This window comes from Streptomyces sp. NPDC056128 (assembly GCF_042263835.1).
Classification (GTDB): Bacteria; Actinomycetota; Actinomycetes; order Streptomycetales; family Streptomycetaceae; genus Streptomyces.
Window position 1 is genome coordinate 752,706 of sequence record NZ_JBHJVQ010000001.1, and the last position, 25,827, is coordinate 778,532.

The following is a 25,827-nucleotide window of genomic DNA, read 5'->3' on the forward strand; positions in this document are numbered from 1 at the left end:
GGTGTTCTCAGGAATCTTGAAGTGAATCGGTGTGTTGTTGTGATGCGCCGAGCACCCCGCGGGAAGTCCGTGAGTTGTACAACGTAAGCTGGACCGGTCCTGAAACGCGGCACATGGGGCGATAATGCCCGACATCCTCCACCGGGCCTGCCCGCGGGCGGCCGGGCGGCGTGTCCGAAATAGTGTGTATTGGGTCGGCAGTGTAGAACGGGAGATGTGACGGCAATGGCTACGGAAACTCCCCAGCTCCCCGAAGCGTGCGCCGTCGACGCGGAGCGCGGCACCCTGGCCAAGGCCGCCGACGAGAACTTCCCCGTGGCCCCCTTCTTCCTGCCGCGCGACTGGCGCACCGACCTCATGGCCGTGTACGGCTTCGCCCGCCTCGTCGACGACATCGGCGACGGCGACCTCGCGCCGGGCGGCGCCGACGCCCGCCTCCTCGGCGTCCCCGACGACCGCGCCGACGACCGCGTGCTGATGCTGGACGCCTTCGAGGAGGACCTGCACCGGGTCTTCGACGGCACCCCCCGCCACCCGCTGCTGCGCCGCCTGCGGCCCACCGTCCGCCGCCGCTCGCTGACCCCCGCGCCCTTCCTCGGGCTGATCGCCGCCAACCGTCAGGACCAGCTCGTACGGCGGTACGAGACCTACGACGACCTCCTCGCCTACTGCGAGCTGTCCGCCAACCCGGTCGGCCACCTCGTCCTCGCCGTCACCGGCACCGCCACGCCCGAGCGGATCCGCCGCTCCGACGCCGTCTGCACCGCCCTGCAGATCGTCGAGCACCTCCAGGACGTCGCCGAGGACCTCGGCCGGGACCGGATCTACCTGCCCGCCGAGGACATGAAGCGCTTCCACGTCCAGGAGGCGGACCTCGCCGCGCCCACCGCCAACGCGTCGGTGCGCGCCCTGCTCGCGTACGAGGCCCGGCGCGCCCACGACCTGCTGGACGAGGGCGCCCCCTTGGTCGGCAGCGTCCACGGCAGGCTGCGTCTGCTGCTCGCGGGGTTCGTGGCCGGGGGAAGGGCCGCCCTGCGGGCGATCGCCGACGCGGATCACGACGTACTTCCCGGCCCGCCCAAGCCCGGCAAGCTCCGGTTGCTGCGCGAGACGGGCCTGGCCCTGCGAGGAGAGGGGTGATCGGGACCGTGGACTCGTCAGCGAACATGCCGGCGCCGGTGCTCGCCGCCTACAGCTACTGCGAGGCCGTCACCGGTCAGCAGGCACGCAACTTCGCCTACGGCATCCGGCTGCTGCCCACGCCGAAGCGACGGGCCATGTCGGCGCTGTACGCGTTCTCGCGCCGCGTCGACGACATCGGCGACGGGGCGCTGGCGGACGACGTCAAGGTCGCCCGACTGGACGAGACCCGGGCGGTGCTCGCCCGGATCCACGACGGCGCGGTCGACGAGGACGACACCGACCCGGTCGCCGTCGCCCTCGCCCACGCCGCGCGCGCCTTCCCGATCCCGCTCGACGGCCTCGACGAACTGATCGACGGCGTCCAGATGGACGTACGCGGCGAGACCTACGAGACCTGGGACGACCTGCGGACCTACTGCCGCTGTGTCGCGGGCGCCATCGGACGACTCTCCCTCGGCGTGTTCGGCACCGAACCGGGGGCGCACGGAGCCGACCGCGCGCCCGAGTACGCCGACACGCTCGGCCTCGCACTCCAGCTCACCAACATCCTGCGGGACGTCCGCGAGGACGCCGAGGGCGGACGCACCTACCTGCCCGCCGACGACCTCGCCAAGTTCGGCTGCTCGGCCGGGTTCAAGGGGCCGACGCCCCCCGCGGGCTCCGACTTCACGGGCCTCGTGCACTTCGAGGTGCGCCGGGCCCGCGCCCTGTTCGCCGAGGGCTACCGGCTGCTCCCCATGCTCGACCGGCGCAGCGGGGCCTGCGTGGCCGCCATGGCCGGCATCTACCGCCGGCTCCTCGACCGCATCGAGCGCGACCCGGAGGCCGTGCTGCGCGGCCGCGTCTCGCTCCCGGGCCGCGAGAAGGCGTACGTCGCCGTGCGCGGCCTGTCCGGCCTTGACACCCGGCACGTCACCCGCCGGACCGTCAGGAGGCGCGCCTGATGGACACACCCGGCACACGCGACACGCCGGCCCCGGATCGGACCACCGCCGTGCACCGGTGGGCAACCCTCCGGTGGCGGTCGGCGTCCCTGACTGAGACGGTCGGCCGTACGCCGTTCAAACACCACGGCGACCGGACAGGGAAGGGCGCACGATGACGCACGCCAACGGCACGCGTGACGGGGGGCAGGTCGCGGACGTCACCGCCCTCCGTCCCGGCGCGCACGCCGTGGTGGTCGGCGGCGGCCTCGCCGGGGTGACCTCCGCGCTCGCGCTCGCCGACGCCGGCGTGCGCGTCACCCTGTTCGAAGGGCGGCCCCGCCTGGGCGGGCTCGCCTTCTCCTTCCGGCGCGGCGACCTCACCGTCGACAACGGCCAGCACGTCTACCTGCGCTGCTGCACCGCCTACCGCTGGTTCCTCGACCGCATCGGCGGCACCGCGCTCGCGCCCGTGCAGGACCGCCTCGACGTGCCCGTCCTCGACGTGGCGAGGCCCGAGGGACGCCGGCTCGGCAGACTGCGCCGCGACGAGCTGCCCGTCCCCCTGCACCTGGGGCGCAGCCTCGCGACGTACCCCCATCTCTCGCTCGCCGAGCGCGCCGGGGTCGGGCGGGCCGCGCTCGCGCTCAAAGGGCTCGACCTCGCCGATCCGGCCCTGGACACCCAGGACTTCGGCAGCTGGCTGACCGCGCACGGTCAGTCGGCGCGTGCCGTCGAGGCCCTGTGGGACCTGGTCGGGGTCGCCACCCTCAACGCGGTCGCGGGCGACGCCTCACTGGGGCTCGCCGCGATGGTGTTCAAGACCGGTCTGCTGTCCGACCCGGGCGCGGCCGACATCGGCTGGGCCCGCGTCCCGCTGGGTGAACTGCACGACCGGCTGGCCCGCGGGGCGCTCGACGCCGCGGGCGTGCGCACCGAGGTCCGTACCCGCGTCACCTCCCTCCGTGCGAACGAGAACGGCGGCTGGAGCGTTCAGGTTCCCGACGAGACGCTCGACGCCGACGCGGTCGTCCTCGCCGTACCGCAGCGCGAGGCGCACGACCTGCTGCCGGACGGCGCCCTCGACGCCCCGGAGAACCTGCTGGAGATCGGCACCGCGCCGATCCTCAACATCCACGTGATCTACGACCGCAAGGTGCTCGCCACGCCGTTCCTCACGGCGCTCGGCACCCCGGTGCAGTGGGTGTTCGACCGTACCGAGGCCTCCGGGCTGAAGGAGGGTCAGTACCTGGCGCTGTCGCAGTCGACCGCGCAGCACGAGATCGACGAGCCCGTGGCCACGTTGCGCGAGCGGTACCTGCCCGAACTGGAGCGGCTGCTGCCGCGCAGCCGCGGTGCCGGGGTGAAGGACTTCTTCGTGACCAGGGAGCGCACCGCCACGTTCGCCCCCGCCCCCGGCGTCGGCCGCCTCCGGCCCGGCGCCCGCACCAAGGCACCCGGCCTCTACCTGGCCGGAGCGTGGACCGCCACCGGGTGGCCCGCGACCATGGAGAGTGCGGTTCGCAGCGGTGTCGGAGCGGCGGGCGCCGCTCTGGGCGCCCTGGGCCGGTCCCGCGGACTCCTTCCCGATTTCTTCGAGGAGGCGGCATGAGAGCCGACCCGCGCGGGGCCGACTCCCGCACTCCCGGTACCGCAACTGGAGGAAAGACTGTGCCCACCGCGCCCCCCGGCCCGAAGGCCGCTCCGAGGACCACGGTGGACGTGACCGCGCTGCTGGAGCGCGGCCGGACCCTGGCCACGCCGGTCCTGCGGGCGGCCGTCGACCGCCTTGCGCCTCCCATGGACACCGTCGCCGCCTACCACTTCGGCTGGATCGACGCCCAGGGCAACCCCGCGGACGGCGACGGCGGCAAGGCCGTCCGTCCCGCGCTCGCCGTGCTCTCCGCCGAGGTCACCGGCGCCGCGCCCGAGGTGGGCGTGCCCGGCGCGGTGGCCGTGGAGCTGGTGCACAACTTCTCCCTGCTGCACGACGACCTGATGGACGGCGACGAGCAGCGCCGCCATCGCGACACCGTCTGGAAGGTGCACGGCCCCGCCCAGGCCATCCTGGTCGGCGACGCCCTCTTCGCCCTCGCCAACGAGGTGCTGCTCGAACTGGGCACCGTCGAGGCCGGCCGCGCCACCCGCCGCCTCACCGGCGCCACCCGCGCCCTGATCGACGGCCAGGCCCAGGACATCTCCTACGAGCACCGCGACCGCGTCAGCGTGGAGGAGTGCCTGGAGATGGAGGGCAACAAGACCGGCGCCCTGCTCGCCTCCGCCAGCTCCATCGGCGCGGTGCTCGGCGGCGCCGACGAGCGCACCGCCGACACCCTGGAGAAGTACGGCTACCACCTGGGCCTCGCCTTCCAGGCCGTCGACGACCTGCTCGGCATCTGGGGCGACCCGGAGGCGACCGGCAAGCAGACCTGGAGCGACCTGCGCCAGCGCAAGAAGTCCCTCCCGGTCGTCGCCGCCCTCGCGGCGGGCGGCCCGGCCTCCGAACGGCTCGGCGAGATCCTCGCGGCCGACGCCAAGGCCAGTGACTTCGCGAACTTCTCCGAGGAGGAGTTCGCGGCCCGCGCCGCCCTCATCGAGGAGGCGGGCGGGCGCGAGTGGACCGCCGACGAGGCGCGCCGCCAGCACACCATCGCCATCGAAGCCCTCGACGCCGTCGACATGCCCGAGCGGGTGCGGGACCGGTTCGCGGCGCTCGCCGACTTCGTCGTCGTACGAAAGAGATGATCACTATCGGTCGAATAGCCCTCGCGTAGTCGCCGGCCGGTGTCCTCGACGGACAGGCACCGGCCGACGGCGGACCCAAGCAGAGCACCGTATGCACACTGCACGAAGGGGAAGCCATGACAGCGACGACCGACGGAAGCACCGGGGCGGCCCTGAAGCCCCTCGCGCCCTCGGCCAGCGAAACCGACATCACCGTCCCCGCCGCGGCGGCCGGGGTACCAGAAGCCGCCGCCCGCGCCACCCGGCGCGCCACGGACTTCCTGCTCTCCCGGCAGGACGCCCAGGGCTGGTGGAAGGGCGACCTCGAAACCAACGTCACGATGGACGCCGAGGACCTGCTGCTGCGTCAGTTCCTCGGCATCCAGGACGAGGAGACCACCCGCGCCGCCGCCCTGTTCGTCCGCGGCGAGCAGCGCGAGGACGGCGCCTGGGCCACCTTCTACGGCGGCCCCGGCGACCTGTCCGCCACCATCGAGGCCTACGTCGCCCTCCGCCTGGCCGGCGACGCCCCCGACGCGCCGCACATGGCGAAGGCGTCGGAGTGGGTCCGCGGCCGCGGCGGCATCGCGGCCTCCCGCGTCTTCACCCGGATCTGGCTCGCCCTCTTCGGCTGGTGGAAGTGGGACGACCTGCCGGAGCTCCCGCCGGAACTCGTCTACTTCCCCACCTGGGTACCGCTCAACATCTACGACTTCGGCTGCTGGGCCCGGCAGACCATCGTGCCGCTCACGATCGTCTCGGCGAAGCGGCCGGTGCGTCCCGCCCCCTTCCCGCTGGACGAACTGCACACCGACCCGGCCCTCCCCAACCCCCCGCGGCCCCTGGCACCGGCGGCGAGCTGGGACGGCGCCTTCCAGCGCATCGACAAGGCACTGCACGCCTACCGCAAGGTCGCCCCGCGCCGGCTGCGCCGGGCCGCCATGAACACCGCCGCCCGCTGGATCATCGAGCGCCAGGAGAACGACGGCTGCTGGGGCGGCATCCAGCCGCCGGCCGTGTACTCGGTCATCGCGCTGTACCTGCTCGGCTACGACCTCGAACACCCCGTGATGCGCGCCGGCCTGGAGTCGCTGGACCGTTTCGCCGTGTGGCGCGAGGACGGCGCCCGGATGATCGAGGCCTGCCAGTCCCCGGTGTGGGACACCTGCCTGGCCACCATCGCGCTGGCCGACGCGGGGGTGCCCGCCGACCACCCGCAGCTGGTGAAGGCCGCCGACTGGATGCTCGGCGAGCAGATCGTCCGCCCCGGCGACTGGTCGGTGAAACGGCCCGGCCTCCCGCCCGGCGGCTGGGCCTTCGAGTTCCACAACGACAACTACCCCGACATCGACGACACCGCCGAGGTGGTCCTCGCGCTGCGCCGGGTCAGCCACCACGACCCGGAACGGGTGGAGAAGGCCATCGGCCGCGGGGTGCGCTGGAACCTCGGCATGCAGTCGAAGAACGGCGCCTGGGGCGCGTTCGACGTCGACAACACCAGCCCCTTCCCCAACCGGCTGCCGTTCTGCGACTTCGGCGAGGTCATCGACCCGCCGTCGGCGGACGTCACCGCGCACGTCGTCGAGAGCCTCGCCGTCGAGGGGCTCGCCCACGACCCGCGCACCCGGCGCGGCATCCAGTGGCTGCTCGCCGAACAGGAGCAGGACGGCTCGTGGTTCGGCCGCTGGGGCGTCAACTACGTCTACGGCACCGGCTCCGTCGTCCCCGCCCTCACCGCCGCCGGGCTCCCCGCCTCGCACCCGGCGATCCGCCGCGCGGTGACCTGGCTGGAGTCCGTCCAGAACGACGACGGCGGCTGGGGCGAGGACCTGCGCTCCTACCGGTACGTCAAGGAGTGGAGCGGCCGGGGCGCCTCGACCGCCTCGCAGACGGCGTGGGCGCTGATGGCCCTGCTCGCGGCGGGGGAGCGGGAGTCCGGCGCGGTGGAACGCGGCATCGCCTGGCTCGCCGCCACCCAGCGCGAGGACGGCTCCTGGGACGAGCCGTACTTCACCGGCACCGGCTTCCCCTGGGACTTCTCCATCAACTACCACCTCTACCGCCAGGTCTTCCCGCTCACCGCGCTCGGCCGGTACGTCCACGGGGAGCCCTTCGCCGAGAAGAAGCCACGCCCGGCCCCGGTGGCCGAGCGGCCCGCGGACGCGATGTCCACGGCCGAGGTGAAGGGCGGCTGATGAACCCGCGGCCCGGCCCGTCGTCCCCGCTGCTGATCGCCTGCGCGCTCGGCATCGAGCACCTCGCCCTGCGCACCGGCGACCGCGGTGGCGCGGGCGGGCCGGTCACCGTCCTGCGTACCGGCATGGGCCCCCGGGCCGCCGAGCGTTCGGTCGCCCGGGTCCTGGCCGACCCGGCGCTCGGCTCCGCCGCCGTGCTCGCCACGGGCTTCTGCGCGGGACTCGCCCCCGGCATGCACCCCGGCGACCTGGTCGTCGCCGAGGAGACCCGGGACCCGCGCTCCACCGTCGCCTGCGTCGGCACCGACCGGCTCGTCAAGGAACTCGCGCGAGCCGTGCCGGGCCGCACCGTCCACACCGGGCCGCTGACCGGCTCGGACCACGTCGTCCGCGGCCCCGAACGCGCCGACCTGCTCGCGACCGGCGCCATCGCCGTCGACATGGAGTCCGCGGCCACGCTCCTGAGCGCCGTACGGGCGGGCGAGCGCCCCGTTGCGGCCGTTCGTGTGGTCGTGGACGCTCCGGAACACGAACTCGTCCGGATCGGCACCGTGCGCGGTGGAATATCAGCCTTCCGCGTTCTTCGATCCGTTCTTCCCGCATTTTTCGAATGGCACCGTTCTTTGCTGCTCCCCCGGAGGTGAGCCCAGATGGCCATGCCGCTGCGCCAGTCCATCAAGGTCGCTACATACCTGGCCGAACAGAAGATCCGCCGACGGGACAAGTTCCCGCTCATCGTGGAGCTGGAGCCGCTCTTCGCCTGCAACCTGAAGTGCGAGGGGTGCGGGAAGATCCAGCACCCGGCCGGGGTGCTCAAGCAGCGCATGCCGGTCGCGCAGGCCGTCGGGGCGGTGCTCGAATCCGGAGCGCCGATGGTCTCCATCGCCGGCGGCGAACCCCTGATGCACCCGCAGATCGACGAGATCGTGCGGCAGTTGGTGGCCAAGCGGAAGTACGTCTTCCTCTGCACCAACGCGCTGCTCATGCGCAAGAAGATGGACAAGTTCAAGCCCTCTCCCTACTTCGCCTTCGCGGTGCACATCGACGGCCTGCGCGAGCGGCACGACGAGTCCGTGGCGAAGGAGGGCGTGTTCGACGAGGCCGTGGAGGCCATCAAGGAGGCCAAGCGGCGAGGCTTCCGGGTCACCACCAACTCGACCTTCTTCAACACCGACACCCCGCAGACCATCGTCGAGGTGCTCAACTTCCTCAACGACGACCTCAAGGTCGACGAGATGATGATCTCGCCCGCCTACGCCTACGAGAAGGCGCCCGACCAGGAGCACTTCCTGGGCGTGGAGCAGACCCGCGAGCTGTTCAAGAAGGCCTTCTCGGGCGGCAACCGGGCCCGCTGGCGGCTCAACCACTCGCCCCTGTTCCTCGACTTCCTGGAGGGCAAGGTCGACTTCCCCTGCACCGCCTGGGCGATCCCGAACTACTCCCTGTTCGGCTGGCAGCGGCCCTGCTACCTGATGAGCGACGGATACGTGCCCACGTACCGGGAGCTGATCGAGGAGACCGACTGGGACAAGTACGGCCGCGGCAAGGACCCGCGCTGCGCCAACTGCATGGCGCACTGCGGCTACGAGCCGACCGCCGTCCTGGCCACCATGGGCTCCCTCAAGGAGTCCCTGCGCGCCATGCGCGACACCGTCTCCTCGAACCGGGAGTGACGTCGTGACCGCCATCTCCCTCGGGCTCCCCGAGGTACCGGTCCGGCCGATCGCCGAGCGGCGCGTGTCGCGGCGGATCCAGGTCGGGCCGGTGGCCGTCGGGGGCGGCGCCCCGGTGTCGGTGCAGTCGATGACGACGACGCGTACGTCGGACATCGGCGCGACGTTGCAACAGATCGCCGAGCTGACCGCGTCCGGCTGCGAGATCGTGCGGGTGGCCTGTCCGACGCAGGACGACGCGGACGCCCTTTCGGTGATCGCGCGGAAGTCGCAGATCCCGGTGATCGCCGACATCCACTTCCAGCCCAAGTACGTGTTCGCCGCGATCGAGGCGGGCTGCGCGGCGGTGCGCGTCAACCCGGGCAACATCAAGCAGTTCGACGACAAGGTGCGCGAGATCGCCAAGGCGGCCCGCGATCACGGCACGCCGATCCGCATCGGTGTGAACGCGGGCTCGCTGGACCGCCGGCTGCTGCAGAAGTACGGCAGGGCGACCCCCGAGGCGCTCGCCGAGTCGGCGCTGTGGGAGGCGTCCCTCTTCGAGGAGCACGACTTCCGGGACATCAAGATCTCGGTGAAGCACAACGACCCGGTCGTGATGGTCGAGGCCTACCGGCAGCTCGCCGCCCAGTGCGACTACCCGCTGCACCTCGGTGTGACGGAGGCCGGCCCCGCCTTCCAGGGCACGATCAAGTCGGCGGTCGCCTTCGGCGCGCTGCTCTCCCAGGGCATCGGCGACACCATCCGAGTCTCGCTGTCCGCCCCGCCGGTCGAGGAGATCAAGGTCGGCATCCAGATCCTCCAGTCGCTGGGGCTGCGGGAACGCCGGCTGGAGATCGTTTCGTGCCCGTCCTGCGGCCGCGCCCAGGTCGACGTGTACAAGCTGGCCGAGGAGGTCACCGCCGGTCTTGACGGCATGGAGGTGCCGCTGCGCGTCGCCGTCATGGGCTGCGTCGTCAACGGCCCCGGCGAGGCCCGTGAGGCCGACCTCGGCGTCGCCTCCGGCAACGGCAAGGGGCAGATCTTCGTCAAGGGCGAGGTCGTCAAGACCGTCCCCGAGTCGAAGATCGTGGAGACCCTCGTCGAGGAGGCGATGAGGATCGCCGAGCAGATGGAGAAGGACGGCGCGTCGGGGGAGCCGGCCGTCACCGTGAGCTGATCAGCACGGACCGAAGGGGGCCCGAGCGTGACGATTCTGGAGAACATCCGGGGACCACGCGACCTGAAGGCGCTGTCCGAGGCGGAACTCGGTGAACTGTCCGACGAGATACGTGACTTCCTGGTGCACGCGGTCGCCCGCACCGGCGGTCACCTCGGACCCAACCTGGGGGTGGTGGAACTCACCGTCGCCCTGCACCGGGTCTTCGAGTCGCCGGCCGACCGCATCCTGTGGGACACCGGCCACCAGAGCTACGTACACAAACTCCTGACCGGGCGTCAGGACTTCTCGAAACTTCGCGGCAAGGGCGGCCTGTCCGGCTACCCGTCCCGCGAGGAGTCCGAGCACGACGTCATCGAGAACAGCCACGCCTCCACCGTGCTCGGCTGGGCGGACGGCCTCGCCAAGGCCCGCGACGTGCGGGGAGAGCGCGGCCACGTCGTCGCCGTCATCGGCGACGGCGCGCTCACCGGCGGCATGGCCTGGGAGGCCCTGAACAACATCGCGGCCGCCAGGGACCGGCCGCTCATCGTCGTGGTCAACGACAACGAACGCTCGTACGCGCCGACCATCGGCGGCCTCGCCAACCACCTCGCGACGCTGCGCACGACCGACGGCTACGAGCGGATGCTGGCCTGGGGCAAGGACGTGCTCCACCGCACGCCGGTGGTCGGCCACACCGTCTACGAGGCCCTGCACGGCGCCAAGAAGGGGTTCAAGGACGCCTTCGCCCCGCAGGGACTCTTCGAGGACCTGGGGCTGAAGTACCTCGGCCCGATCGACGGACACGACCTCGGGGCCGTCGAGTCGGCGCTGCGGCGCGCGAAACGCTTCCACGGGCCGGTGCTGGTGCACTGCCTCACAGAGAAGGGCCGGGGCTACGAACCCGCCCTGCGCGACGAGGAGGACCACTTCCACACCGTCGGCGCGATGGACCCGCTCACCTGCGCACCGCTCGGCCCCGCGGGCGGGCCGTCCTGGACCTCCGTGTTCGGCGAGGAGATGCTGCGGATCGGAGCGGAGCGCGACGACGTCGTGGCGATCACCGCGGCCATGCTGCACCCGGTCGGCCTGGCACCCTTCGCCGAACGGTTCCCCGACCGGGTCTGGGACGTCGGTATCGCCGAACAGCACGCCGCCGTGTCCGCCGCCGGCCTCGCCACGGGCGGACTCCACCCGGTCGTCGCCGTCTACGCCACCTTCCTCAACCGCGCCTTCGACCAACTGCTGATGGACGTGGCGCTGCACCGCTGCGGGGTCACCTTCGTCCTGGACCGGGCCGGCGTCACCGGCACCGACGGGCCCTCGCACAACGGCATGTGGGACATGTCCGTCCTCCAGGTCGTCCCCGGGCTGCGCATCGCCGCCCCGCGCGACGCCGGCCAGCTGCGTGCCCAGCTGCGCGAGGCGGTCGCCGTCGAGGACGCGCCGACCCTGGTGCGCTTCCCGAAGGAGTCCGTCGGGCCCGCCGTACCCGCCGTCGGCCGGGTCGGCGGCATGGACGTCCTGCACGCCGCGGACCGTCCCGAGGTGCTGCTGGTGGCCGTCGGTGTGATGGCGCCCGTCTGCCTCGGGGCCGCGGACCTGCTCGAAGCCCGCGGCATCGGCTGCACCGTCGTCGACCCGCGCTGGGTCAAACCCGTCGACCCGGAGCTGGCCCCGCTGGCGGTCCGGCACCGCCTGGTCGCCGTCGTCGAGGACAACAGCAGGGCGGCCGGGGTCGGTTCGGCGGTGGCGCTGGCCCTCGGCGACGCCGAGGCCGACGTGCCCGTACGCCGCTTCGGCATCCCCGACCAGTTCCTCGCCCACGCCAAGCGTGCCGAGGTGCTCGCGGACATCGGCCTCACCCCGGTCGACATCGCCGGCCGGATCAGCGCGAGCCTGGCCGTCGGGCGGCGCGCGGTGGAAACCCCCGGGGACGGACGGAACGTCATGCCAGCGCAAGGAGAGAACTGAATGACCAAGGAGTTCGACCTCGCCGCGCTCTTGGCCGAGCGCGGAGCCGAGCGGTACGAGCTGCACGCCAGGCACCTCAACCACCAGCTGCCGCGCATGCTGCACACCATCGGCTTCGACAAGGTCTACGAGCGGGCCGATGGCGCGCACTTCTGGGACGCCGACGGCAACGACTACCTGGACATGCTCGCCGGGTTCGCGGTGATGGGCCTGGGGCGCCACCACCCGGTCGTCCGCAAGGCGCTGCACGACGTCCTCGACGCCTCGCTGGCCGACCTGACCCGCTTCGACTGCCCGCCGCTGCCCGGGCTCCTGGCCGAGAGGCTGCTCTCCTACAGCCCGCACCTGGACCGGGTCTTCTTCGGCAACAGCGGGACCGAGGCGGTGGAGACCGCGCTCAAGTTCGCCCGGTACGCCACCGGCAGGCCGAGGATCCTGTATTGTACCCACGCCTTCCACGGACTGACCACCGGCTCGCTCTCCGTCAACGGCGAGGACGGGTTCCGCAAGGGCTTCGCGCCGCTGCTGCCCGACACCGCGGTCCCGCTCGGCGACCTGGACGCCCTGGCGCGCGAGCTGCGGCACGGAGACGTGGCCGCGCTCATCGTGGAGCCGATCCAGGGCAAGGGCGTGCACGAGGCCCCGCCCGGCTACCTGCGGGCCGCGCAGGACCTGCTCCACCGGCACAAGGCACTGCTGATCGCCGACGAGGTGCAGACGGGCCTGGGCAGGACCGGGAAGTTCTACGCCTTCCAGCACGAGGACGGCGTCGAGCCCGACCTGGTCTGCGTGGCCAAGGCGCTGTCCGGCGGCTACGTGCCGGTGGGCGCCACCCTGGGCAAGGACTGGATCTTCCAGAAGGTGTACTCCTCGATGGACCGCGTGCAGGTCCACTCGGCGAGCTTCGGGTCCAACGCGCAGGCCATGGCGGCCGGGCTCGCCGTGCTCTCGGTGATGGAGAACGAGGAGATCGTGGCGAACGCCGCCGCGATGGGGGAGCGGCTGAAGTCCCGGCTGGCGGCGCTGGTGGACCGCTACGAGCTGCTCGCCGACGTCCGGGGCCGCGGGCTGATGATCGGCATCGAGTTCGGCCGGCCGCGGTCCCTGAAGCTGCGCAGCCGCTGGACCATGCTCCAGGCCGCCCGGAAGGGCCTGTTCGCGCAGATGGTGGTGGTGCCGCTGCTGCAGCGGCACCGGATCCTCACCCAGGTCTCCGGAGACCACCTGGAGGTGATCAAACTGATCCCGCCCCTGATCATCGACACCGCCGACGCGGACCGGTTCGTCGACGCCTTCACCGAGGTGATGGACGACGCGCACAATGGGGGCGGCCTGATGTGGGACTTCGGCAAGACCCTGGTCAAGCAGGCGGTGGCGCACCGCTGAGCGTTTGTGTCTCAGAGGCAAGAAACTTGCCCGGCGGGCAAGCCTCGGGCTGAATGGAGCCATGAGCATGAGCTCCTCCGAGACCGGACCGGCCGACGGGGCGGTCGCCGCCGTCGCGCCCCAGCTGCGTGAGCTGCGGCGGCGGGCCGCCCTGACCCTGGAGGCGGCGGCCCGCGCGGCCGGGCTGTCGCCCGCCCACCTCTCCCGCCTGGAGACCGGGCAGCGCCAGCCCTCGCTGCCGATGCTGCTCGCCCTCGCCCGCGTCTACGGTACGACCGTCGCCGAGCTGCTCGGGGAGACGGCCGCGGACCGGGACGCCGTGGTGCGGGCCGCCGACATGGAGCCGACCGTCGCGGGCGGCTGGACGTACCGGCGGGCGGGGGCGCCGGGCCGGGGCATGCAGGCCCTGCGCGTCCAGGTGCCGTACGGCTCGCAGGGCGACATCGTGCGGGTGCACCCCGGCGAGGAGTGGCTGCACGTGCTCAGGGGCCGCCTGCGGCTGCGCCTGGGGGACACCGAGCACCGGCTCGGCGTGGGGGACGGCGCCCACTTCGACTCGCTGACCCCGCACCGGATCGCCGCGCAGGATCCCGAAGGGGTCGAGCTGCTCTTCGTCCACACCCTGCTGCAGAGCCCGACGGCCGCGCTGTGCCTCGGCCCGACGACCCCCGGGGAGACGTCGTGAGGTCCATGGAGGAGAAGTTCCCGCGGGCCCTGTGGGTGCGGCTGCTCATCTACATCGCCCTGGGGCACGTCTTCGGCGGCTTCCTCTACCTGCTCTTCGAGGTGGGCGCCCGCCGCTAGCGGCCGTGCGGATCAGTGCCGTGCCGAATCAGGGACGTACCGGGTCAGTCCAGCATCCGCTCGCGCAGCCGCTCCCGGGTCGCCGGGGTGAGGTGCAGGCCCTGCTCCAGGTAGGCGTCGACGCCGCCCCAGGTCTCCTCGACGGTGTCGAAGGCCGCCGCCAGGTACTCGGCGCGCGCGTCGAACAGGGGGCTGAGCAGCTCCATGACCTCGGGGGAGTAGGCCGAGGCGGCGGAGCTGCCGCGGCGCACCTTGTAGCGGCGGTGCGTGGCGTTCGACTTGAGGTAGTCGTCGAGGACGGCGTCGCGCTCGACGCCGAGCGCGAGCAGCGTGACCGCGATCGACAGGCCCGCGCGGTCCTTGCCGGCCGCGCAGTGCATCAGGGCGGGGACGCTGTCCTCGGCGAGCGCGTGCAGCACCCGGGAGTGCTCCGCCGTGCGCTCCGTGATGATCGTGCGGTAGGACGCGATCATCCGGTGGGCGCCCTTGCCGTCGGCCAGGATCTCGTGCAGCTGGTCGAGGTCGCCGTCGCGGACCATCTTCCAGAACTCGGCGCCGTCCGCCGGGTCGCTCAGCGGCAGGTTCACATTGCGGACGCCCGGCAGCTCGACGTCCGGGCCTTCCAGCTTCTGGTCGGCCGCGTTGCGGAAGTCGAAGATGGTGTGCAGGCCGAGGGTGGCCAGGAAGGCGGCGTCCTCCCCGGTGGCGTGCGCCAGGTGGCCGCTGCGGAACAGCACGCCCTGCCGCACCCGTCGCCCGTCCGCGGCCGGCAGTCCGCCGACGTCCCGGAAATTGCGCACACCGGTCAGCTCGGGTTCGGTCGACGGGACCTGCTGCGTCACGGGGACTCCTCCCACTCCGCCCCGCCGACGCTGCTCGGCGGCGGGCTCGCCTCGACGATACGGCATCCCCTGTCTGCGCCAATGAGTTGTCCACAGGGCATTAAGGGCGGCCTCGGGCCTTCTGTCCGAATTGACGCCTTAATTCCAACTGGCGCTGAAATGCGAAAGGGTGGAGAAGTGGCGCGTGAGCAGCGTCATATCCGTAACCGTGCGTCGCCCGTCATGTCCACGTAATCAAGCCGGTTTTCAAGGACGTTCGCTCGAAATGCCATTCCCCGAATCGACGGAGTGTGACCGGATATTCCCGTAAAGGATCAATCGGAACACCTTCCGGCGGAACCCTTCGCTTGTCCGGGTGCGTCTTGGTCCCTTACGTTCACCACCGATCCGGACGGACGCCTAATCCTGCCGCCGACCGGAGCCCACTCTCATCCACCACCCGTACCGGCAGGAGCGGGGGACCCACAGGTACGAATGCCTGTTCCGGTTCCCGGAACGGCTTGGGGTGAAGCCGCGTTTCGGCGCGGCCGGGCATCTCCAGCCCGAACCCGACAGCTCACCTCGCAGGCGCCGGAGAGGAATTCGCCATGCCCGCGAAGGGTAAGCACCGCCGTACCAGGGCCATGCGCCTGACCCGCACCATCGCCGTCGCCGGAACCGGTGGCGCCGCGCTCGCGCTCCCGCTGATCGGGGCCGCCGGCGCCAACGCCGCCCCCGCGCACTCCGTTTCCGAGCAGTCCGTGCAGTCCATTCCGACGACGGCGAAGAAGGCCGCCGCGAATGGCGCCGAGAAGAACTCGGACGCGCGGACCTACACCGTCAAGAGCGGCGACTACCTCTCGCGGATCGCCGACGAGCAGAACGTCGACGGCGGCTGGAAGAAGCTGTACGAGGACAACCGCGAGGCCGTCGGTTCGGACCCGTCGCTGATCCACCCCGGCCTCAAGCTCTCGGTCGGCGCCAAGGCCGCCCAGCCGAAGGCCCCGTCCGCCGCCCAGTCGGAGAAGCCGGCCGCCGAGAAGCCCGCCGCCGAGAAGCCGGCCGAGGCGGAGAAGCCCGCCGCCAAGCCGGCCGAGAAGTCCACGGACGCCGAGCAGGCCTCCGCCTCGGACGCCGGCACCAGCAGCGGCTACACCTCCCCCGTCGCGGGCGGCACCGTCGGTACCCCGTACCACCAGTCCGGCAGCATGTGGTCCAGCGGCTACCACACCGGCACCGACTTCGTCGTCCCGACCGGCACCCCGCTCAAGGCCGTCGGCGCGGGCACCGTCGTCTCCGCCGGCCCCGGCGGTGCGTACGGCAACCAGGTCGTCATCCAGCTCGCCGACGGCCACTACGCCCAGTACGCCCACCTCTCCTCCCTCTCCGTCTCCGCCGGCCAGTCGGTGACGGCGGGCCAGCAGGTCGGCCTCTCGGGTGCCACCGGCAACGTGACCGGTCCGCACCTGCACTTCGAGATCCGCACCACGCCGGACTACGGGTCGGACATCGACCCGGTCGCGTTCCTGCGCTCGCACGGCGTCTCTCTCTGACGCACGGCCAGGGCGCAGCCCCCACGCCACCGAAGGCCGGACCCCGATCCCCGGGTCCGGCCTTCGGTGTATTCCGGAATTGACCAAGCCTTTAGGCGTGGCCTTTCTCACCGACCGTCAATCCCTTCCTACGGTCGCGTAGGTCACATTCCAAGGTGAATCATGGCCCGATGTGGCAGACGATTCGAAGAATGACAGCAGAGCAGTGATCGGGTCGTACGTGGCGCTGGGGGACAGCTTCACCGAGGGCGTCGGCGACCGCGGCCCCGACGGGGCGTTCGTCGGCTGGGCCGACCGATTCGCCGTACTGCTCGCGGACCGGCGCCCCGAGGGCGACTTCACCTACGCCAACCTCGCCGTGCGCGGCAGGCTGCTCGACCAGATCGCGGCCGAACAGGTCCCGCGAGTCGCCGAACTCGCGCCGGACCTCGTCTCGTTCGCGGCCGGCGGCAACGACATCCTGCGGCCCGGCACCGATCCCGACGAGGTCGCCGAGCGGTTCGAGCGGGCGGTGGCCGCGCTCGCCGAAGCGGCCGGCACCGTTCTCGTGACGACCGGGTTCGACACCCGCGGCGTGCCCGTGCTCAGGCATCTGCGCGGCAAGATCGCCACGTACAACGGACACGTCCGCGCCATCGCCGACCGGTACGGCTGCCCGGTGCTCGACCTCTGGTCGCTCCGCAGCGTCCAGGACCGCCGGGCGTGGGACGCCGACCGCCTGCACCTGTCGCCGGAGGGCCACACGCGGGTGGCGCTGCGCGCCGGACAGGCCCTCGGCCTGCCCGTGCCGGCCGACCCCGACCAGTCCTGGCCGCCGCTGCCGTACCGCGGGGCGCTGGACGTGCGCCGGGACAACGTGCACTGGGCGCGCGAGTACCTGGTGCCGTGGATCGGACGCCGGCTGCGCGGCCAGTCCTCGGGCGACCACGTGACCGCCAAGGGGGCGCTGTCGCCGGACGACATCAAGACGCGGATCGCCTCGGTGGCGTGACGGCGTCGTGCGGGCGGGCCGGTCGCGGACGGGGCGCGGCGGGGGCAGCGGTGGGTCAGCGGCGGGGGTCGCCCAACGCCTCCCGCGGCAGGCCCAGTTCCCGGGCGAGCGCCTCGTCCGTCCACTCCCGCGCCCGGGCCCGCGACACCGTGCCCGTGTACGACGTCAGTTGCACGGCGAGCCCGTCGAGCAGCGCCGTCAGCCGCAGGGCCGCGCCCTCGGGGTCCGGGCAGGGGAACTCCCCGGCGGCCACCCCCTCGGCGATGACCTCGGCGATCGCGGCCTTCCACCGGCGGTCCAGTTCCCGCGTGACGTCCCGCAGCGTGGGCTCGCGCAGCGCCGCCGCCCAGCCCTCGATCCACAGCCGCCAGCCCTTGGCCGGCCCCGTCGGGGCGTACCACCGCACAGCGGCCCGCAGGCGGCGCAGCGCCGACGTACGGCGGCCGAGCAGTCCGCGCAGATGAGCCAGATCGTCCTCGGCGGCACGGGCGAAGGCGGCGGCGACCAGCTTCTCCTTCGTGGAGAAGTGGTAGAGCACCAACGCGTTGCTCACCCCGAGCGCGGACGCCACGTCGGCGATCCGCAGCGCCGCCACACCCCGCGCCGATATCTGCTCGACGGCCGCGCGCAGCAACTCCTCGCGCCGCTCGGCCACACTCAACCGGACTCTCACCACGCACCGTCCCCCCAAGCTCCGGACACGATCAGTCGGTGTCACACGAGACGACCATAATGAGAGCCTGACCTACTCCACCTGGAGGTTACCGTGGCCGGATTCCGTTCCCCGAGCTCCGGGCTCCGCACGCCCCGGCCCGCGGCCTTCGGCGCGGACCCGACCGGTGAGCGCATGGCGCGCATCCGCAGATCGCCGCACTTCCGTGACGGCGTCTTCCAGAACCCCGGCGGCACCGCCCGGACCCGGCCCTCCGGATCGGCCCGTGAGTTCGCCAAGATCTACTTCGACCGGGAGTCCCGGCTCCGCCGCGCCCCCCGGGGCCCGATCCCGGTGCACGCCACCACCCTCGCCGACCTCGCCCGGCCGCCCGCCACCGGACTGCGGCTGACCTGGATGGGGCACTCCAGCGTGCTCGCCGAGATCGACGGGCGGCGGGTGCTCTTCGACCCCGTGTGGGGCGAGCGCTGCTCCCCGTTCCCCTTCGCCGGGCCCAAGCGGCTGCACCCGGTCCCGGCCCCCCTGGCCGCCCTCGGCCCGGTCGACGTCGTCGTGATCTCCCACGACCACTACGACCACCTGGACATGCCCACGATCAAGGCGCTGACCGGCACGGACACCCTGTTCGCCGTGCCGCTCGGGGTCGGCGCCCACCTCGAACACTGGGGCGTGCCCGCCGACCGGCTGCGGGAGCTGGACTGGCACGAGTCGACGCGCGTCGCCGGCCTCACCCTGACCGCGACCCCGGCCCGCCACTTCTGCGGGCGCGGGCTGCGCAACACCCAGCACACCCTCTGGGCGTCGTGGGTCGTCGCCGGGGAGGAGCACCGCGTCTACCACAGCGGGGACACGGGTTACTTCGACGGCTTCCGGGACATCGGCGCCGCGCACGGCCCCTTCGACGCCACGATGATCCAGCTCGGCGCGTACTCCCGGTTCTGGCCAGACATCCACATGACGCCCGCCGAAGGGATGCAGGCTCATCTCGACCTCCAGGGAGGCGCTCCGGCCGGGGTGCTGCTGCCGATCCACTGGGGGACGTTCAATCTCGCGCCGCATGCGTGGGCGGAGCCGGGGGAGTGGACGAAGGACGCGGCCGAGGAGGTTGGCCAGGCGGCGGCCTTCCCGAGGCCGGGTGAGCCGTTCGAACCGGCGGGGGAGGTGCCGGTGGAGGCGTGGTGGCGGGCGGTGTCGGAACCGATCGCGAGCCCGTGGCGGCGTCCGCGGACGGTTGAGGGTGTGCCCGCGACGAGCAAGGGTGATCTCGACCTCGCCGGTGACCGGTGACATCTTCCGGTGCCTTGTCCCGGCCGACGTGATGTCGGCGGAGGGACATGGTCACGCTTCGCAGCCGGAGCAGGCGCGCCGGTGGCGGAGGGAGGACCATGGAGTGGCGGGGCCACTGACGCCGGCGCGCGGTCCGCTTCGGTAGACGACACCCGACCGTCCGGTCACTGGCCGGAAGGAGTTCTGGGCATGGGTACGACCGAACCGTTCCGGGAGGACCCTGGGACGCCGGGTGCCAGGGCGTCGAGGCCGGGAGGCCTGCTGGATGTACTGAACGTCGCCGCGGTCCTGCTCGATGCCGAAGGCAGGGTCGATCTGTGGAGCCCGCAGGCCGAGATCCTCTTCGGCTACAGCGCCGAGGAGGCCCTGGGCCGGTACGCGGCCGACCTGCTGATCGAAAAGGAGCACCTGGACACCGTCCTGGCGCTGTTTGCCCAGGTCATGGAGGACGGCGAGAGCTGGGCAGGGGTCTTTCCCGTCCGGCACAAGGACGGCAGCGTGCGCCCGGTGGAGTTCCGGAACATGCGGTTGCAGGACGACCAGCGCGACTACTGGGCCCTGGGGCTGGCCGCGGACCAGGCGACGGTGCGGCAGATGGAGCGGGACCTGTCGCTGTCCGCACAGCTGGTGTCCCAGTCGCCGATCGGACTGGGCATGCTGGACACCGATCTGCGGTACATCTCCGTGAATCCCGCGGAGGAGCGGATGAACGGTGTGCCGGCCGCCGAGCACCTCGGGCGCCACGTCCACGAGGTGCTGCCCTTCCTCGACGAGTCCTTCGAGGCGGCCATGCGTGGAGTACTGGCCACCGGGACCCCGGTCCTGGACCAGTACACCGTGGGCCGCACCGCGGCCGACCCGGACCACGACCACGCCTGGTCGGTCTCCTTCTACCGGCTCGAATCCCCCAACGGGAAGGTGCTGGGCGTGGCCACCTCCAGCGTCGACGTCACCGACCGGTACCGGGCCGTGGAGGAGCAGCGCCGCACCGCCCTCACGCTCCAACGCAGCCTTCTGCCCCACCCGCCTCCACAACGGCCGGGCCTCGACGTCGCCTACCGCTACCGCCCCGCCCAGGCCACCATCGAGATCGGCGGCGACTGGTTCGACGTCATCCCCTTGAGCAGCGACAAAACCGCCCTCGTCGTCGGCGACGTCATGGGCAGCGGTGTCGGGGCCGCAGCATCCATGGGGCAGCTGCGCACCGCCACCAGAACCCTGGCCGATCTCGATCTGCCCCCCGCCCAGGTCCTGAACCACCTCGACCACATCACCGACGGTCTCGGCACCCTCGCGACCTGCGTCTACGCCGTCTTCGACCCCCACACCGCGCAGTGCCACATCTCCCTGGCCGGCCACCTGCCACCGGTCCACTGCCACGCAGACGGTGCCCACGAACTGCTCGACCTGCCCACCGGCGCCCCCCTGGGCGGCTGCGGCATCTCCTTCGCCACCACCTCGATCGGCTTCCGGCCGGGTGACCAGCTCGTCCTCTACACCGACGGCCTGGTCGAGACCCGCGACCAGCCCATCGACGCCCGCCTGGAAGCCCTCCTCGACGTCCTCGCCGTCCTCCCCGGCCACTCGCTGGACGCCACCTGCGACCTCCTGCTGAACAGCCTGCGCCACAGCGGAGACCGCGACGACGTGGCCCTGCTCATCGCCCAGGCCGCGCGACCCGGGCCTGGAATGATGGGGTGATGCGCGCGGCCCGGCTCCTCTCCCTCGTCCTCCTGCTGCAGAACCGGGGCAGGCTGACGGCTGGTGAGCTCGCCGAGGAGCTGGGTGTCTCGGTGCGGACCGTCTATCGGGACATCGACTCTCTGAGCGGCGCGGGCATTCCGGTCTACGGCGACGGCGGGCACGGCGGCGGTTACCAGCTGCTGGACGGCTACCGGACCCGGCTCACCGGGCTGCACGCCGACGAGGCCGAGTCCCTGTTCCTGGCCGGGCTGCCGGGCGCCGCGGACGACCTGGGGCGGCCACCGGTGCGTACCGCCTCGCTGCTGGCCTCCTGGCCGGTCGAGGAGATCGTCGCAGCTGAGCAGGTGCTGTGGGAGCTGATGGTTGACTCCTACACCAATCCTCTCTGGGCCGCTGCCTACATCGCCAACGGTGGGTGCTCTGACGACGGCTTCGACTACTTCCGCGGCTGGCTGATCGCTCAGGGCCGTGGAGTCTTCGAGCGCGCGGTCACCGACCCCGATGCCCTGGCAGAACGCTTGGCAGCTCTCTATCCGGAGTGAGCGGAAGCTCGCAGCGCGTCTCGGCTGACGCGTACGCGACTCCTCGATATTCGGTTGGCGCGGCTACCGTCGTCGTACGGCGTAGGTCAGGTGTGTCACCCGTGACGACGGCTCGGAGCGGAGCTGGTCCAGCGCGATCCTGGACGGGTCGATGCCCTCGAACAGGCGGATTCCGGAGCCGAACAGCACGGGTGACAGGGCGATCGAGAACTCGTCGATCAGGCCGGCGTTGAGGTACTCGAGGATCGTCGCGCCGCCGCCCGCGATGCGGACGTCGCGGTTGCCGGCGGCTTCGCGGGCCTGGTCGAGCGTGGCCTCGATGCCGTCGTTGACGAAGTGGAACGTGGTCCCGCCCGGGCGCTCCCAGGGGTCACGCCTGGTGTGCGTCACGACGAAGACCGGCGTGTGGAACGGCGCCTCCTCCGGCCACATCTGCTCTCCGGCGTCGAACATGCGCTTGCCCATGACGCTCGCGCCGGTGCGCTCGAACGTCGCCCGCGCGACGTCGTTGTCGAGCCCTTCCTCGCCGCCTCCGCCCAGCTTCAGGTTCTCCCGGAAGAACCGCGTCGGGAAGATCCACTGTTGCAGCTCCATCCACTGCCGCCCCATCAACTCCTCCGGGGACTCGGGCGCGATGAACCCGTCCAGCGACATCGACACGCTGAAGAAAACCTTCCCGGACACCTTCCCGGCCATCAGTCCTCCGCCCCCTTCCGGGCGATCTCGGCGACGTAGGCCGCCAGGTTGCTCAGGGTCTGCCGGCCGCCCTCGATCGCCTTGTACTTCTCGACCGCCCGGTCGCGCAGTTCCTTGGTGGGAAACACCGTGCGCATCACGATCCGGGTCTGCTCGCCGTCCGGCGCGAAGGTCAGGACCGTCTCGAAGGCGTCCGGGTCGTCGCGGGACTCACCGTGCAGCAGCGCGATCCGCTCCGGCGGGGCGATCCGCAGCCAGCGGATCCACTCGGGGTAGTCGGTTCCGTCCGGCCCGTGCAGCACGAAGTTCCACTCCCCGCCCTCGCGGAACTCGAAGGACCGCGTGGTGGTGGTGAACCCCTCCGGACCCCACCATCGCGACAGGTGCCGGACCTCGGTGAACGCCTCGAACACCAGCTCCCTCGGGGCGTCGACGATCCGGGAGATCACGATCTCCCGGTCGGCCGCCGCGCCTGTTTCCTGCCTTGCCGCTGCCATCGGTCAGTCCTCCTGCCGTGTCTGCTTCAGGTCCTGCACGTAGGCGTCCAGCCGGTCGAAACTCTCGTTCCAGAACCGCTCGAATCCGCCGGCCCACTCGTGGACCGGCCGCAGCCCGCGGGCGTCCAGGCCGTAGAGGCGCTGCTTGCCCGCCCCGCGGACCCGCACCAGCCCCACCTCCCGGAGCACCCGCAGGTGCTTGGACGCCCCCGGCTGGGTCATCCCCAACTCCCGCGCCAGGTCGGTCACCGGCCGCTCACCCGCCCGCAGCAGGGCCAGGATGTCCCGGCGCTGCGGCTCGGCGATCGCGTTGAAGACGTCCGACGTCGTCGCTGCTCGTGCCATGGCCCTCATCATATTCCTATATCGGCATATGACAAGCGCCGGGGGAGTGCGGGGGGCGGGGGTCAGGTATTCGGTTACCGACAGTGACAGATTCTGATCGAGTCCGACCGGTCTTCCGCCCTTCCGGAACGGGTGCTTCACCGGCTTATCGGGCTGTCGTACGAGGGCTCATACCAGAGCAGGACGTTGCCCGGGGGACTTTGGCAACTGCCCACCGCACATGAGGGGCAGGCGACTACTGTCAGTGTCCGTCGGGCGACGTAGGGCCGGGTCCCCCGGTCCGGTCGTTCGACGCAGCGATGACGCGTGCCCGCGTGCCGTCGCCTGCCCGCGTGGCACTTCCGTCACCACGCGCGAGCACCCAGACCGACGGACCAGTACGAGGACCCCGATGTCTCACCTCCGCGCCCCGGCCGCGCGAGCAGACCGCCGCGAGGGCGGGCGGCACGGCCGGCCGGCCCCCCGCACCGCCGCCGCGCTGCCCGAGACCCACATACGGCCCCAACTCCTGCGTCTCGCCGTGCTGCCGCCGGTCGCGGTCGCCCTCAGCGGCTGCGCGGTCGTCCTGTTCACCGTCCGCTCCACCGGCATCCGGCCCGGCCCCGTCCTGTGGGCCGTGGTCGCCGGCGCCGTCTCGGTGGCCGCCGCGGCCGTCGTCATCGCCGCCGTCGCCGCCGACCGCGCCGCCCGCTCCGTGCACGAACGCGTCGGCGCGCTGCGCCGCGGCACCGCACGCCAGGAGGGCGACCTGCGGGCCGTGGTCGAGGCGCTGCGCCGCGGCGAGCCGCCGCCCCGGCGCAAACCGCGCGGCGGGCCGCCCGACGACGCCGACGACTTCGAACTGCTCGCCGCCGACCTCTCCCGCGCCCACGACGGCGCCGTCACCGCCGTCGTCCGGGCCGCCCAGCTCTCCAGCCAGGCGGGCAGCGAACAGAAGCTGGAGGTCTTCGTCAACCTCGCCCGGCGCCTCCAGTCGCTGGTGCACCGCGAGATCTCCATCCTGGACGAGCTGGAGAACGAGATCGAGGACCCCGACCTCCTCAAGGGCCTCTTCCACGTCGACCACCTCGCCACCCGCATCCGCCGCCACGCGGAGAACCTCGCCGTGCTCGGCGGCGCCGTCTCCCGCCGGCAGTGGAGCAACCCGGTGGACATGACCGAGGTGCTCCGCTCGGCCATCGCCGAGGTCGAGCAGTACTCCCGGGTCCGGCTGGTGCCGCCGATCGACGGCACCCTGCGCGGCCACGCCGTCGCCGACGTCATCCACCTGCTGGCCGAACTCGTCGAGAACGCCACCCTGTTCTCCGCCCCGCAGACCCAGGTGCTGATGCGGGCCAGCCTCGTCACCTCGGGCCTCGCCGTCGAGGTCGAGGACCGCGGACTCGGCATGCCCACCGCCGAGCAGGCCCGGATGAACGCCCTGCTCGCCGACCCCGACCAGGTCAACGTCGCCCACCTGCTGGCGGACGGCCGCATCGGCCTGTTCGTCGTCTCCCAGCTCGCCAAGCGGCACGGCATCACCGTCCGGCTGCAGACCAACATCTACGGCGGTGTCCAGGCCGTACTGGTGGTCCCGCAGGCTCTGCTGGGCACGGAACCCGGCAGGATCCCCGGCGGCACGGCCCGCCCGGCGGAGGCAGCCGCCGCCGAACCGGTCCCCGTACCGCCGCCCCGGCAGCAGCCACCGCCCATGGCACCGACGGCACCGACGGTTCCGGCGGCCCCCGCCGCGGCGCCGACGACCGCCGTACAGGCCGCCGTCGCACCCTCCACGACCGCGCCCGCGGTGCCCCGCCCCGCCCGGGGCCGCACCGCCGCCGAAGGCGAACCCCTGCCGCTGCCCGTGCGCGGTACGCGGCAGAACCGGCCCACCCCGGCCGCCGCCGTCCCCGGCGTACGCCCCGATGAGCGCGGTGTCATCGCGGAACACGCGGCCACCCCGCCCGTCCCGCGCCACAGCGCGGTCCGCGGCACCATGGGCAAACCCCAACTGCCCCGCCGCCGCGCCCAGGAGCACCTCGCACCCCAACTGCGCGGCGGCCCGGCACCGCGCCAGGAACCCGAGCGGTACACCGGTCACGACCCCGGCCTGATGGCGGCCTTCCAGCGGGGCATCGGCCTCGCCGAATCCCAGCAGCACCGGGAGCCCACCTCCCTGGAGCCGGTCCGCACGGACCCGATCCACACGGACTCCGTCCACACGGCGCCCGCCCCCACCGCGCCACCCCACCCGGCCGCACCGCACCTGGAGCCGACCCCCCGGGACCAGTCCGGATGAACGCCCCCACAGATCTTCGTACCCCAAGGAGTCGATCCACCATGGCGAGCGATGCGCCGACCGGCCAAGTGTCCGACCTCGACTGGCTGATGAGCGGCCTCGTGCAGCGCGTTCCGCACACGAGCAGCGCGGTGCTCCTGTCCTGCGACGGCCTGGTGAAGTCCGTCCACGGTCTCGACGCCGACAGCGCCGACCACATGGCGGCCCTGGCCTCCGGCCTGTACTCCCTCGGCCGCAGCGCCGGCGTCCGCTTCGGCGACGGCGGGGACGTACGGCAGGTCGTCGTCGAACTCGACTCGACGCTGCTCTTCGTCACCACCGCCGGATCCGGCACCTGCCTCGCCGTCCTGGCCGGCCGGGAGGCCGACGCCGCCGTGCTCGGCTACGAGATGGCCATGCTGGTCAAGAGCGTCCGCCCCTACCTGGCCACCGCGCCCCGGCAGCACGCCGTCGAACCACCGGCGATGAGGCCTTGAG

25 protein-coding genes and 1 riboswitch are annotated in these 25,827 nt (G+C 72.1%); of the genes, 20 read left to right on the forward strand and 5 right to left on the reverse strand.

Annotated features, from left to right (window positions below; all coding sequences use genetic code 11):
• The first annotated feature begins 225 nt into the window (after positions 1–225).
• The 13 genes from hpnC (at position 226) to ACFC1X_RS03320 (ending at position 13,963) form a co-directional block, all read left to right on the forward strand.
• Positions 226–1,140, forward strand: a complete 915-nt coding sequence (gene hpnC, locus ACFC1X_RS03260) for a squalene synthase HpnC (protein ID WP_376348284.1) — start codon at positions 226–228, stop codon at positions 1,138–1,140.
• Complete coding sequence (gene hpnD, locus ACFC1X_RS03265) at positions 1,137–2,087, forward strand: presqualene diphosphate synthase HpnD (protein WP_376348285.1); 951 nt, start codon at positions 1,137–1,139, stop codon at positions 2,085–2,087. Before hpnC ends, hpnD begins: the two co-directional genes overlap by 4 nt.
• Positions 2,087–2,245: a DUF6380 family protein gene (locus ACFC1X_RS03270; protein WP_352155896.1), complete on the forward strand. Its 159-nt coding sequence runs from the start codon at positions 2,087–2,089 to the stop codon at positions 2,243–2,245. The genes hpnD and ACFC1X_RS03270 overlap by 1 nt, the downstream gene beginning before the upstream one ends.
• Positions 2,242–3,678, forward strand: a complete 1,437-nt coding sequence (gene hpnE, locus ACFC1X_RS03275; protein WP_376348287.1) for a hydroxysqualene dehydroxylase HpnE — start codon at positions 2,242–2,244, stop codon at positions 3,676–3,678. Before ACFC1X_RS03270 ends, hpnE begins: the two co-directional genes overlap by 4 nt.
• Positions 3,675–4,811 (forward strand): polyprenyl synthetase family protein, encoded by a 1,137-nt coding sequence (locus ACFC1X_RS03280; RefSeq protein ID WP_376348289.1) that lies wholly within the window; start codon positions 3,675–3,677, stop codon positions 4,809–4,811. Before hpnE ends, ACFC1X_RS03280 begins: the two co-directional genes overlap by 4 nt.
• A gap of 116 nt (positions 4,812–4,927) precedes the next feature.
• Positions 4,928–6,985, forward strand: a complete 2,058-nt coding sequence (shc, locus tag ACFC1X_RS03285) for a squalene--hopene cyclase (protein ID WP_376348291.1) — start codon at positions 4,928–4,930, stop codon at positions 6,983–6,985.
• Entirely contained in the window at positions 6,985–7,629 is a 645-nt protein-coding gene (locus ACFC1X_RS03290) for a 1-hydroxy-2-methyl-2-butenyl 4-diphosphate reductase (RefSeq protein ID WP_376348292.1), read from the forward strand. Before shc ends, ACFC1X_RS03290 begins: the two co-directional genes overlap by 1 nt.
• Before the next feature lie 6 nt (positions 7,630–7,635).
• Positions 7,636–8,658 carry an adenosyl-hopene transferase HpnH gene (gene hpnH, locus ACFC1X_RS03295; protein ID WP_376348293.1) on the forward strand — a complete coding sequence of 341 codons (1,023 nt, stop codon included), beginning with the start codon at positions 7,636–7,638 and terminating at the stop codon, positions 8,656–8,658.
• Positions 8,659–8,662: 4 nt separating this feature from the next.
• The gene (gene ispG / locus ACFC1X_RS03300) at positions 8,663–9,817 is read left to right on the forward strand and encodes a flavodoxin-dependent (E)-4-hydroxy-3-methylbut-2-enyl-diphosphate synthase (protein ID WP_376348295.1); all 1,155 of its coding nucleotides are present in this window, start codon (positions 8,663–8,665) and stop codon (positions 9,815–9,817) included.
• 27 nt (positions 9,818–9,844) lie between these two features.
• The gene (gene dxs, locus ACFC1X_RS03305) at positions 9,845–11,773 is read left to right on the forward strand and encodes a 1-deoxy-D-xylulose-5-phosphate synthase (RefSeq protein WP_376348297.1); all 1,929 of its coding nucleotides are present in this window, start codon (positions 9,845–9,847) and stop codon (positions 11,771–11,773) included.
• Positions 11,774–13,159, forward strand: coding sequence for an aspartate aminotransferase family protein (locus ACFC1X_RS03310; RefSeq protein WP_376348298.1), 1,386 nt, complete (start codon positions 11,774–11,776; stop codon positions 13,157–13,159).
• A 67-nt stretch (positions 13,160–13,226) separates the two neighbouring features.
• Positions 13,227–13,844, forward strand: a complete 618-nt coding sequence (locus ACFC1X_RS03315; protein WP_376348300.1) for a helix-turn-helix domain-containing protein — start codon at positions 13,227–13,229, stop codon at positions 13,842–13,844.
• A complete protein-coding gene (locus tag ACFC1X_RS03320; protein ID WP_376348302.1) occupies positions 13,841–13,963 on the forward strand; it encodes a DUF6126 family protein in 123 nt (40 codons plus the stop codon). Before ACFC1X_RS03315 ends, ACFC1X_RS03320 begins: the two co-directional genes overlap by 4 nt.
• 44 nt (positions 13,964–14,007) lie before the next feature.
• On the opposite strand, the gene ACFC1X_RS03325 is transcribed toward ACFC1X_RS03320, so the two are convergent.
• Positions 14,008–14,805: a tyrosine-protein phosphatase gene (locus ACFC1X_RS03325; protein ID WP_376348304.1), complete on the reverse strand. Its 798-nt coding sequence runs from the start codon at positions 14,803–14,805 to the stop codon at positions 14,008–14,010.
• A gap of 426 nt (positions 14,806–15,231) precedes the next feature.
• A riboswitch (cyclic di-AMP (ydaO/yuaA leader) is annotated at positions 15,232–15,388 on the forward strand.
• Positions 15,389–15,392: 4 nt separating this feature from the next.
• Between ACFC1X_RS03325 and ACFC1X_RS03330 the strand changes: the two genes are divergently transcribed.
• Both ACFC1X_RS03330 and ACFC1X_RS03335 read left to right on the forward strand, forming a co-directional pair.
• Positions 15,393–16,337 (forward strand): peptidoglycan DD-metalloendopeptidase family protein, encoded by a 945-nt coding sequence (locus ACFC1X_RS03330; protein WP_376348306.1) that lies wholly within the window; start codon positions 15,393–15,395, stop codon positions 16,335–16,337.
• A gap of 205 nt (positions 16,338–16,542) precedes the next feature.
• On the forward strand, positions 16,543–17,328 hold the full coding sequence (locus tag ACFC1X_RS03335) for an SGNH/GDSL hydrolase family protein (protein ID WP_376348540.1): 786 nt from the start codon (positions 16,543–16,545) through the stop codon (positions 17,326–17,328).
• A gap of 55 nt (positions 17,329–17,383) precedes the next feature.
• Here the strand turns inward: ACFC1X_RS03335 and ACFC1X_RS03340 are convergent, their stop codons facing one another.
• On the reverse strand, positions 17,384–18,004 hold the full coding sequence (locus ACFC1X_RS03340; RefSeq protein WP_376348308.1) for a TetR/AcrR family transcriptional regulator: 621 nt from the start codon (positions 18,002–18,004) through the stop codon (positions 17,384–17,386).
• Between the two features lie 90 nt (positions 18,005–18,094).
• Here ACFC1X_RS03340 and ACFC1X_RS03345 point away from each other — a divergent pair, with 90 nt between their 5' ends.
• The 3 genes from ACFC1X_RS03345 to ACFC1X_RS03355 all read left to right on the forward strand — a co-directional run bounded on the left by ACFC1X_RS03345 (position 18,095) and on the right by ACFC1X_RS03355 (position 21,534).
• Entirely contained in the window at positions 18,095–19,288 is a 1,194-nt protein-coding gene (locus ACFC1X_RS03345) for an MBL fold metallo-hydrolase (RefSeq protein WP_376348310.1), read from the forward strand.
• A 189-nt stretch (positions 19,289–19,477) separates the two neighbouring features.
• Complete coding sequence (locus ACFC1X_RS03350; protein WP_376348312.1) at positions 19,478–20,989, forward strand: SpoIIE family protein phosphatase; 1,512 nt, start codon at positions 19,478–19,480, stop codon at positions 20,987–20,989.
• On the forward strand, positions 20,989–21,534 hold the full coding sequence (locus ACFC1X_RS03355) for a DUF4240 domain-containing protein (protein ID WP_376348314.1): 546 nt from the start codon (positions 20,989–20,991) through the stop codon (positions 21,532–21,534). The genes ACFC1X_RS03350 and ACFC1X_RS03355 overlap by 1 nt, the downstream gene beginning before the upstream one ends.
• A 63-nt stretch (positions 21,535–21,597) precedes the next feature.
• Here ACFC1X_RS03355 and ACFC1X_RS03360 read toward each other — a convergent pair whose 3' ends face one another.
• Genes ACFC1X_RS03360 through ACFC1X_RS03370 form a run of 3 tightly spaced genes read right to left on the reverse strand, consistent with a single transcriptional unit; the run spans position 21,598 to position 23,072 of the window.
• On the reverse strand, positions 21,598–22,230 hold the full coding sequence (locus ACFC1X_RS03360) for a dihydrofolate reductase family protein (RefSeq protein ID WP_376348316.1): 633 nt from the start codon (positions 22,228–22,230) through the stop codon (positions 21,598–21,600).
• Positions 22,230–22,727, reverse strand: a complete 498-nt coding sequence (locus ACFC1X_RS03365; protein WP_376348317.1) for an SRPBCC family protein — start codon at positions 22,725–22,727, stop codon at positions 22,230–22,232. The genes ACFC1X_RS03360 and ACFC1X_RS03365 overlap by 1 nt, the downstream gene beginning before the upstream one ends.
• 3 nt (positions 22,728–22,730) lie before the next feature.
• Positions 22,731–23,072, reverse strand: a complete 342-nt coding sequence (locus tag ACFC1X_RS03370; RefSeq protein ID WP_376348319.1) for an ArsR/SmtB family transcription factor — start codon at positions 23,070–23,072, stop codon at positions 22,731–22,733.
• 391 nt (positions 23,073–23,463) lie between these two features.
• Here ACFC1X_RS03370 and ACFC1X_RS03375 point away from each other — a divergent pair, with 391 nt between their 5' ends.
• Positions 23,464–25,350: a sensor histidine kinase gene (locus ACFC1X_RS03375; protein ID WP_376348321.1), complete on the forward strand. Its 1,887-nt coding sequence runs from the start codon at positions 23,464–23,466 to the stop codon at positions 25,348–25,350.
• Positions 25,351–25,391: 41 nt separating this feature from the next.
• Positions 25,392–25,826, forward strand: coding sequence for a roadblock/LC7 domain-containing protein (locus tag ACFC1X_RS03380; RefSeq protein ID WP_122616453.1), 435 nt, complete (start codon positions 25,392–25,394; stop codon positions 25,824–25,826).
• Position 25,827: the final 1 nt, after the last annotated feature.

Bases quoted from the DNA above. Each gene is read 5' to 3' on its own strand.
- ACFC1X_RS03355 (WP_376348314.1), top strand. From the start codon at position 20,989: ATGCGCGCGGCCCGGCTCCTCTCCCTCGTCCTCCTGCTGCAGAACCGG.
- shc (WP_376348291.1), top strand. From the start codon at position 4,928: ATGACAGCGACGACCGACGGAAGCACCGGGGCGGCCCTGAAGCCCCTC.
- ACFC1X_RS03315 (WP_376348300.1), top strand. From the start codon at position 13,227: ATGAGCTCCTCCGAGACCGGACCGGCCGACGGGGCGGTCGCCGCCGTC.
- ACFC1X_RS03290 (WP_376348292.1), top strand. From the start codon at position 6,985: ATGAACCCGCGGCCCGGCCCGTCGTCCCCGCTGCTGATCGCCTGCGCG.
- ACFC1X_RS03380 (WP_122616453.1), top strand. From the start codon at position 25,392: ATGGCGAGCGATGCGCCGACCGGCCAAGTGTCCGACCTCGACTGGCTG.
- ACFC1X_RS03370 (WP_376348319.1), bottom strand. From the start codon at position 23,072: ATGGCACGAGCAGCGACGACGTCGGACGTCTTCAACGCGATCGCCGAG.
- hpnE (WP_376348287.1), top strand. From the start codon at position 2,242: ATGACGCACGCCAACGGCACGCGTGACGGGGGGCAGGTCGCGGACGTC.
- ACFC1X_RS03280 (WP_376348289.1), top strand. From the start codon at position 3,675: ATGAGAGCCGACCCGCGCGGGGCCGACTCCCGCACTCCCGGTACCGCA.
- ACFC1X_RS03375 (WP_376348321.1), top strand. From the start codon at position 23,464: ATGTCTCACCTCCGCGCCCCGGCCGCGCGAGCAGACCGCCGCGAGGGC.
- ACFC1X_RS03365 (WP_376348317.1), bottom strand. From the start codon at position 22,727: ATGGCAGCGGCAAGGCAGGAAACAGGCGCGGCGGCCGACCGGGAGATC.
- hpnC (WP_376348284.1), top strand. From the start codon at position 226: ATGGCTACGGAAACTCCCCAGCTCCCCGAAGCGTGCGCCGTCGACGCG.
- ACFC1X_RS03360 (WP_376348316.1), bottom strand. From the start codon at position 22,230: ATGGCCGGGAAGGTGTCCGGGAAGGTTTTCTTCAGCGTGTCGATGTCG.
- ACFC1X_RS03310 (WP_376348298.1), top strand. From the start codon at position 11,774: ATGACCAAGGAGTTCGACCTCGCCGCGCTCTTGGCCGAGCGCGGAGCC.
- ACFC1X_RS03270 (WP_352155896.1), top strand. From the start codon at position 2,087: ATGGACACACCCGGCACACGCGACACGCCGGCCCCGGATCGGACCACC.
- ACFC1X_RS03330 (WP_376348306.1), top strand. From the start codon at position 15,393: ATGCCCGCGAAGGGTAAGCACCGCCGTACCAGGGCCATGCGCCTGACC.
- hpnH (WP_376348293.1), top strand. From the start codon at position 7,636: ATGGCCATGCCGCTGCGCCAGTCCATCAAGGTCGCTACATACCTGGCC.
- ACFC1X_RS03350 (WP_376348312.1), top strand. From the start codon at position 19,478: ATGGGTACGACCGAACCGTTCCGGGAGGACCCTGGGACGCCGGGTGCC.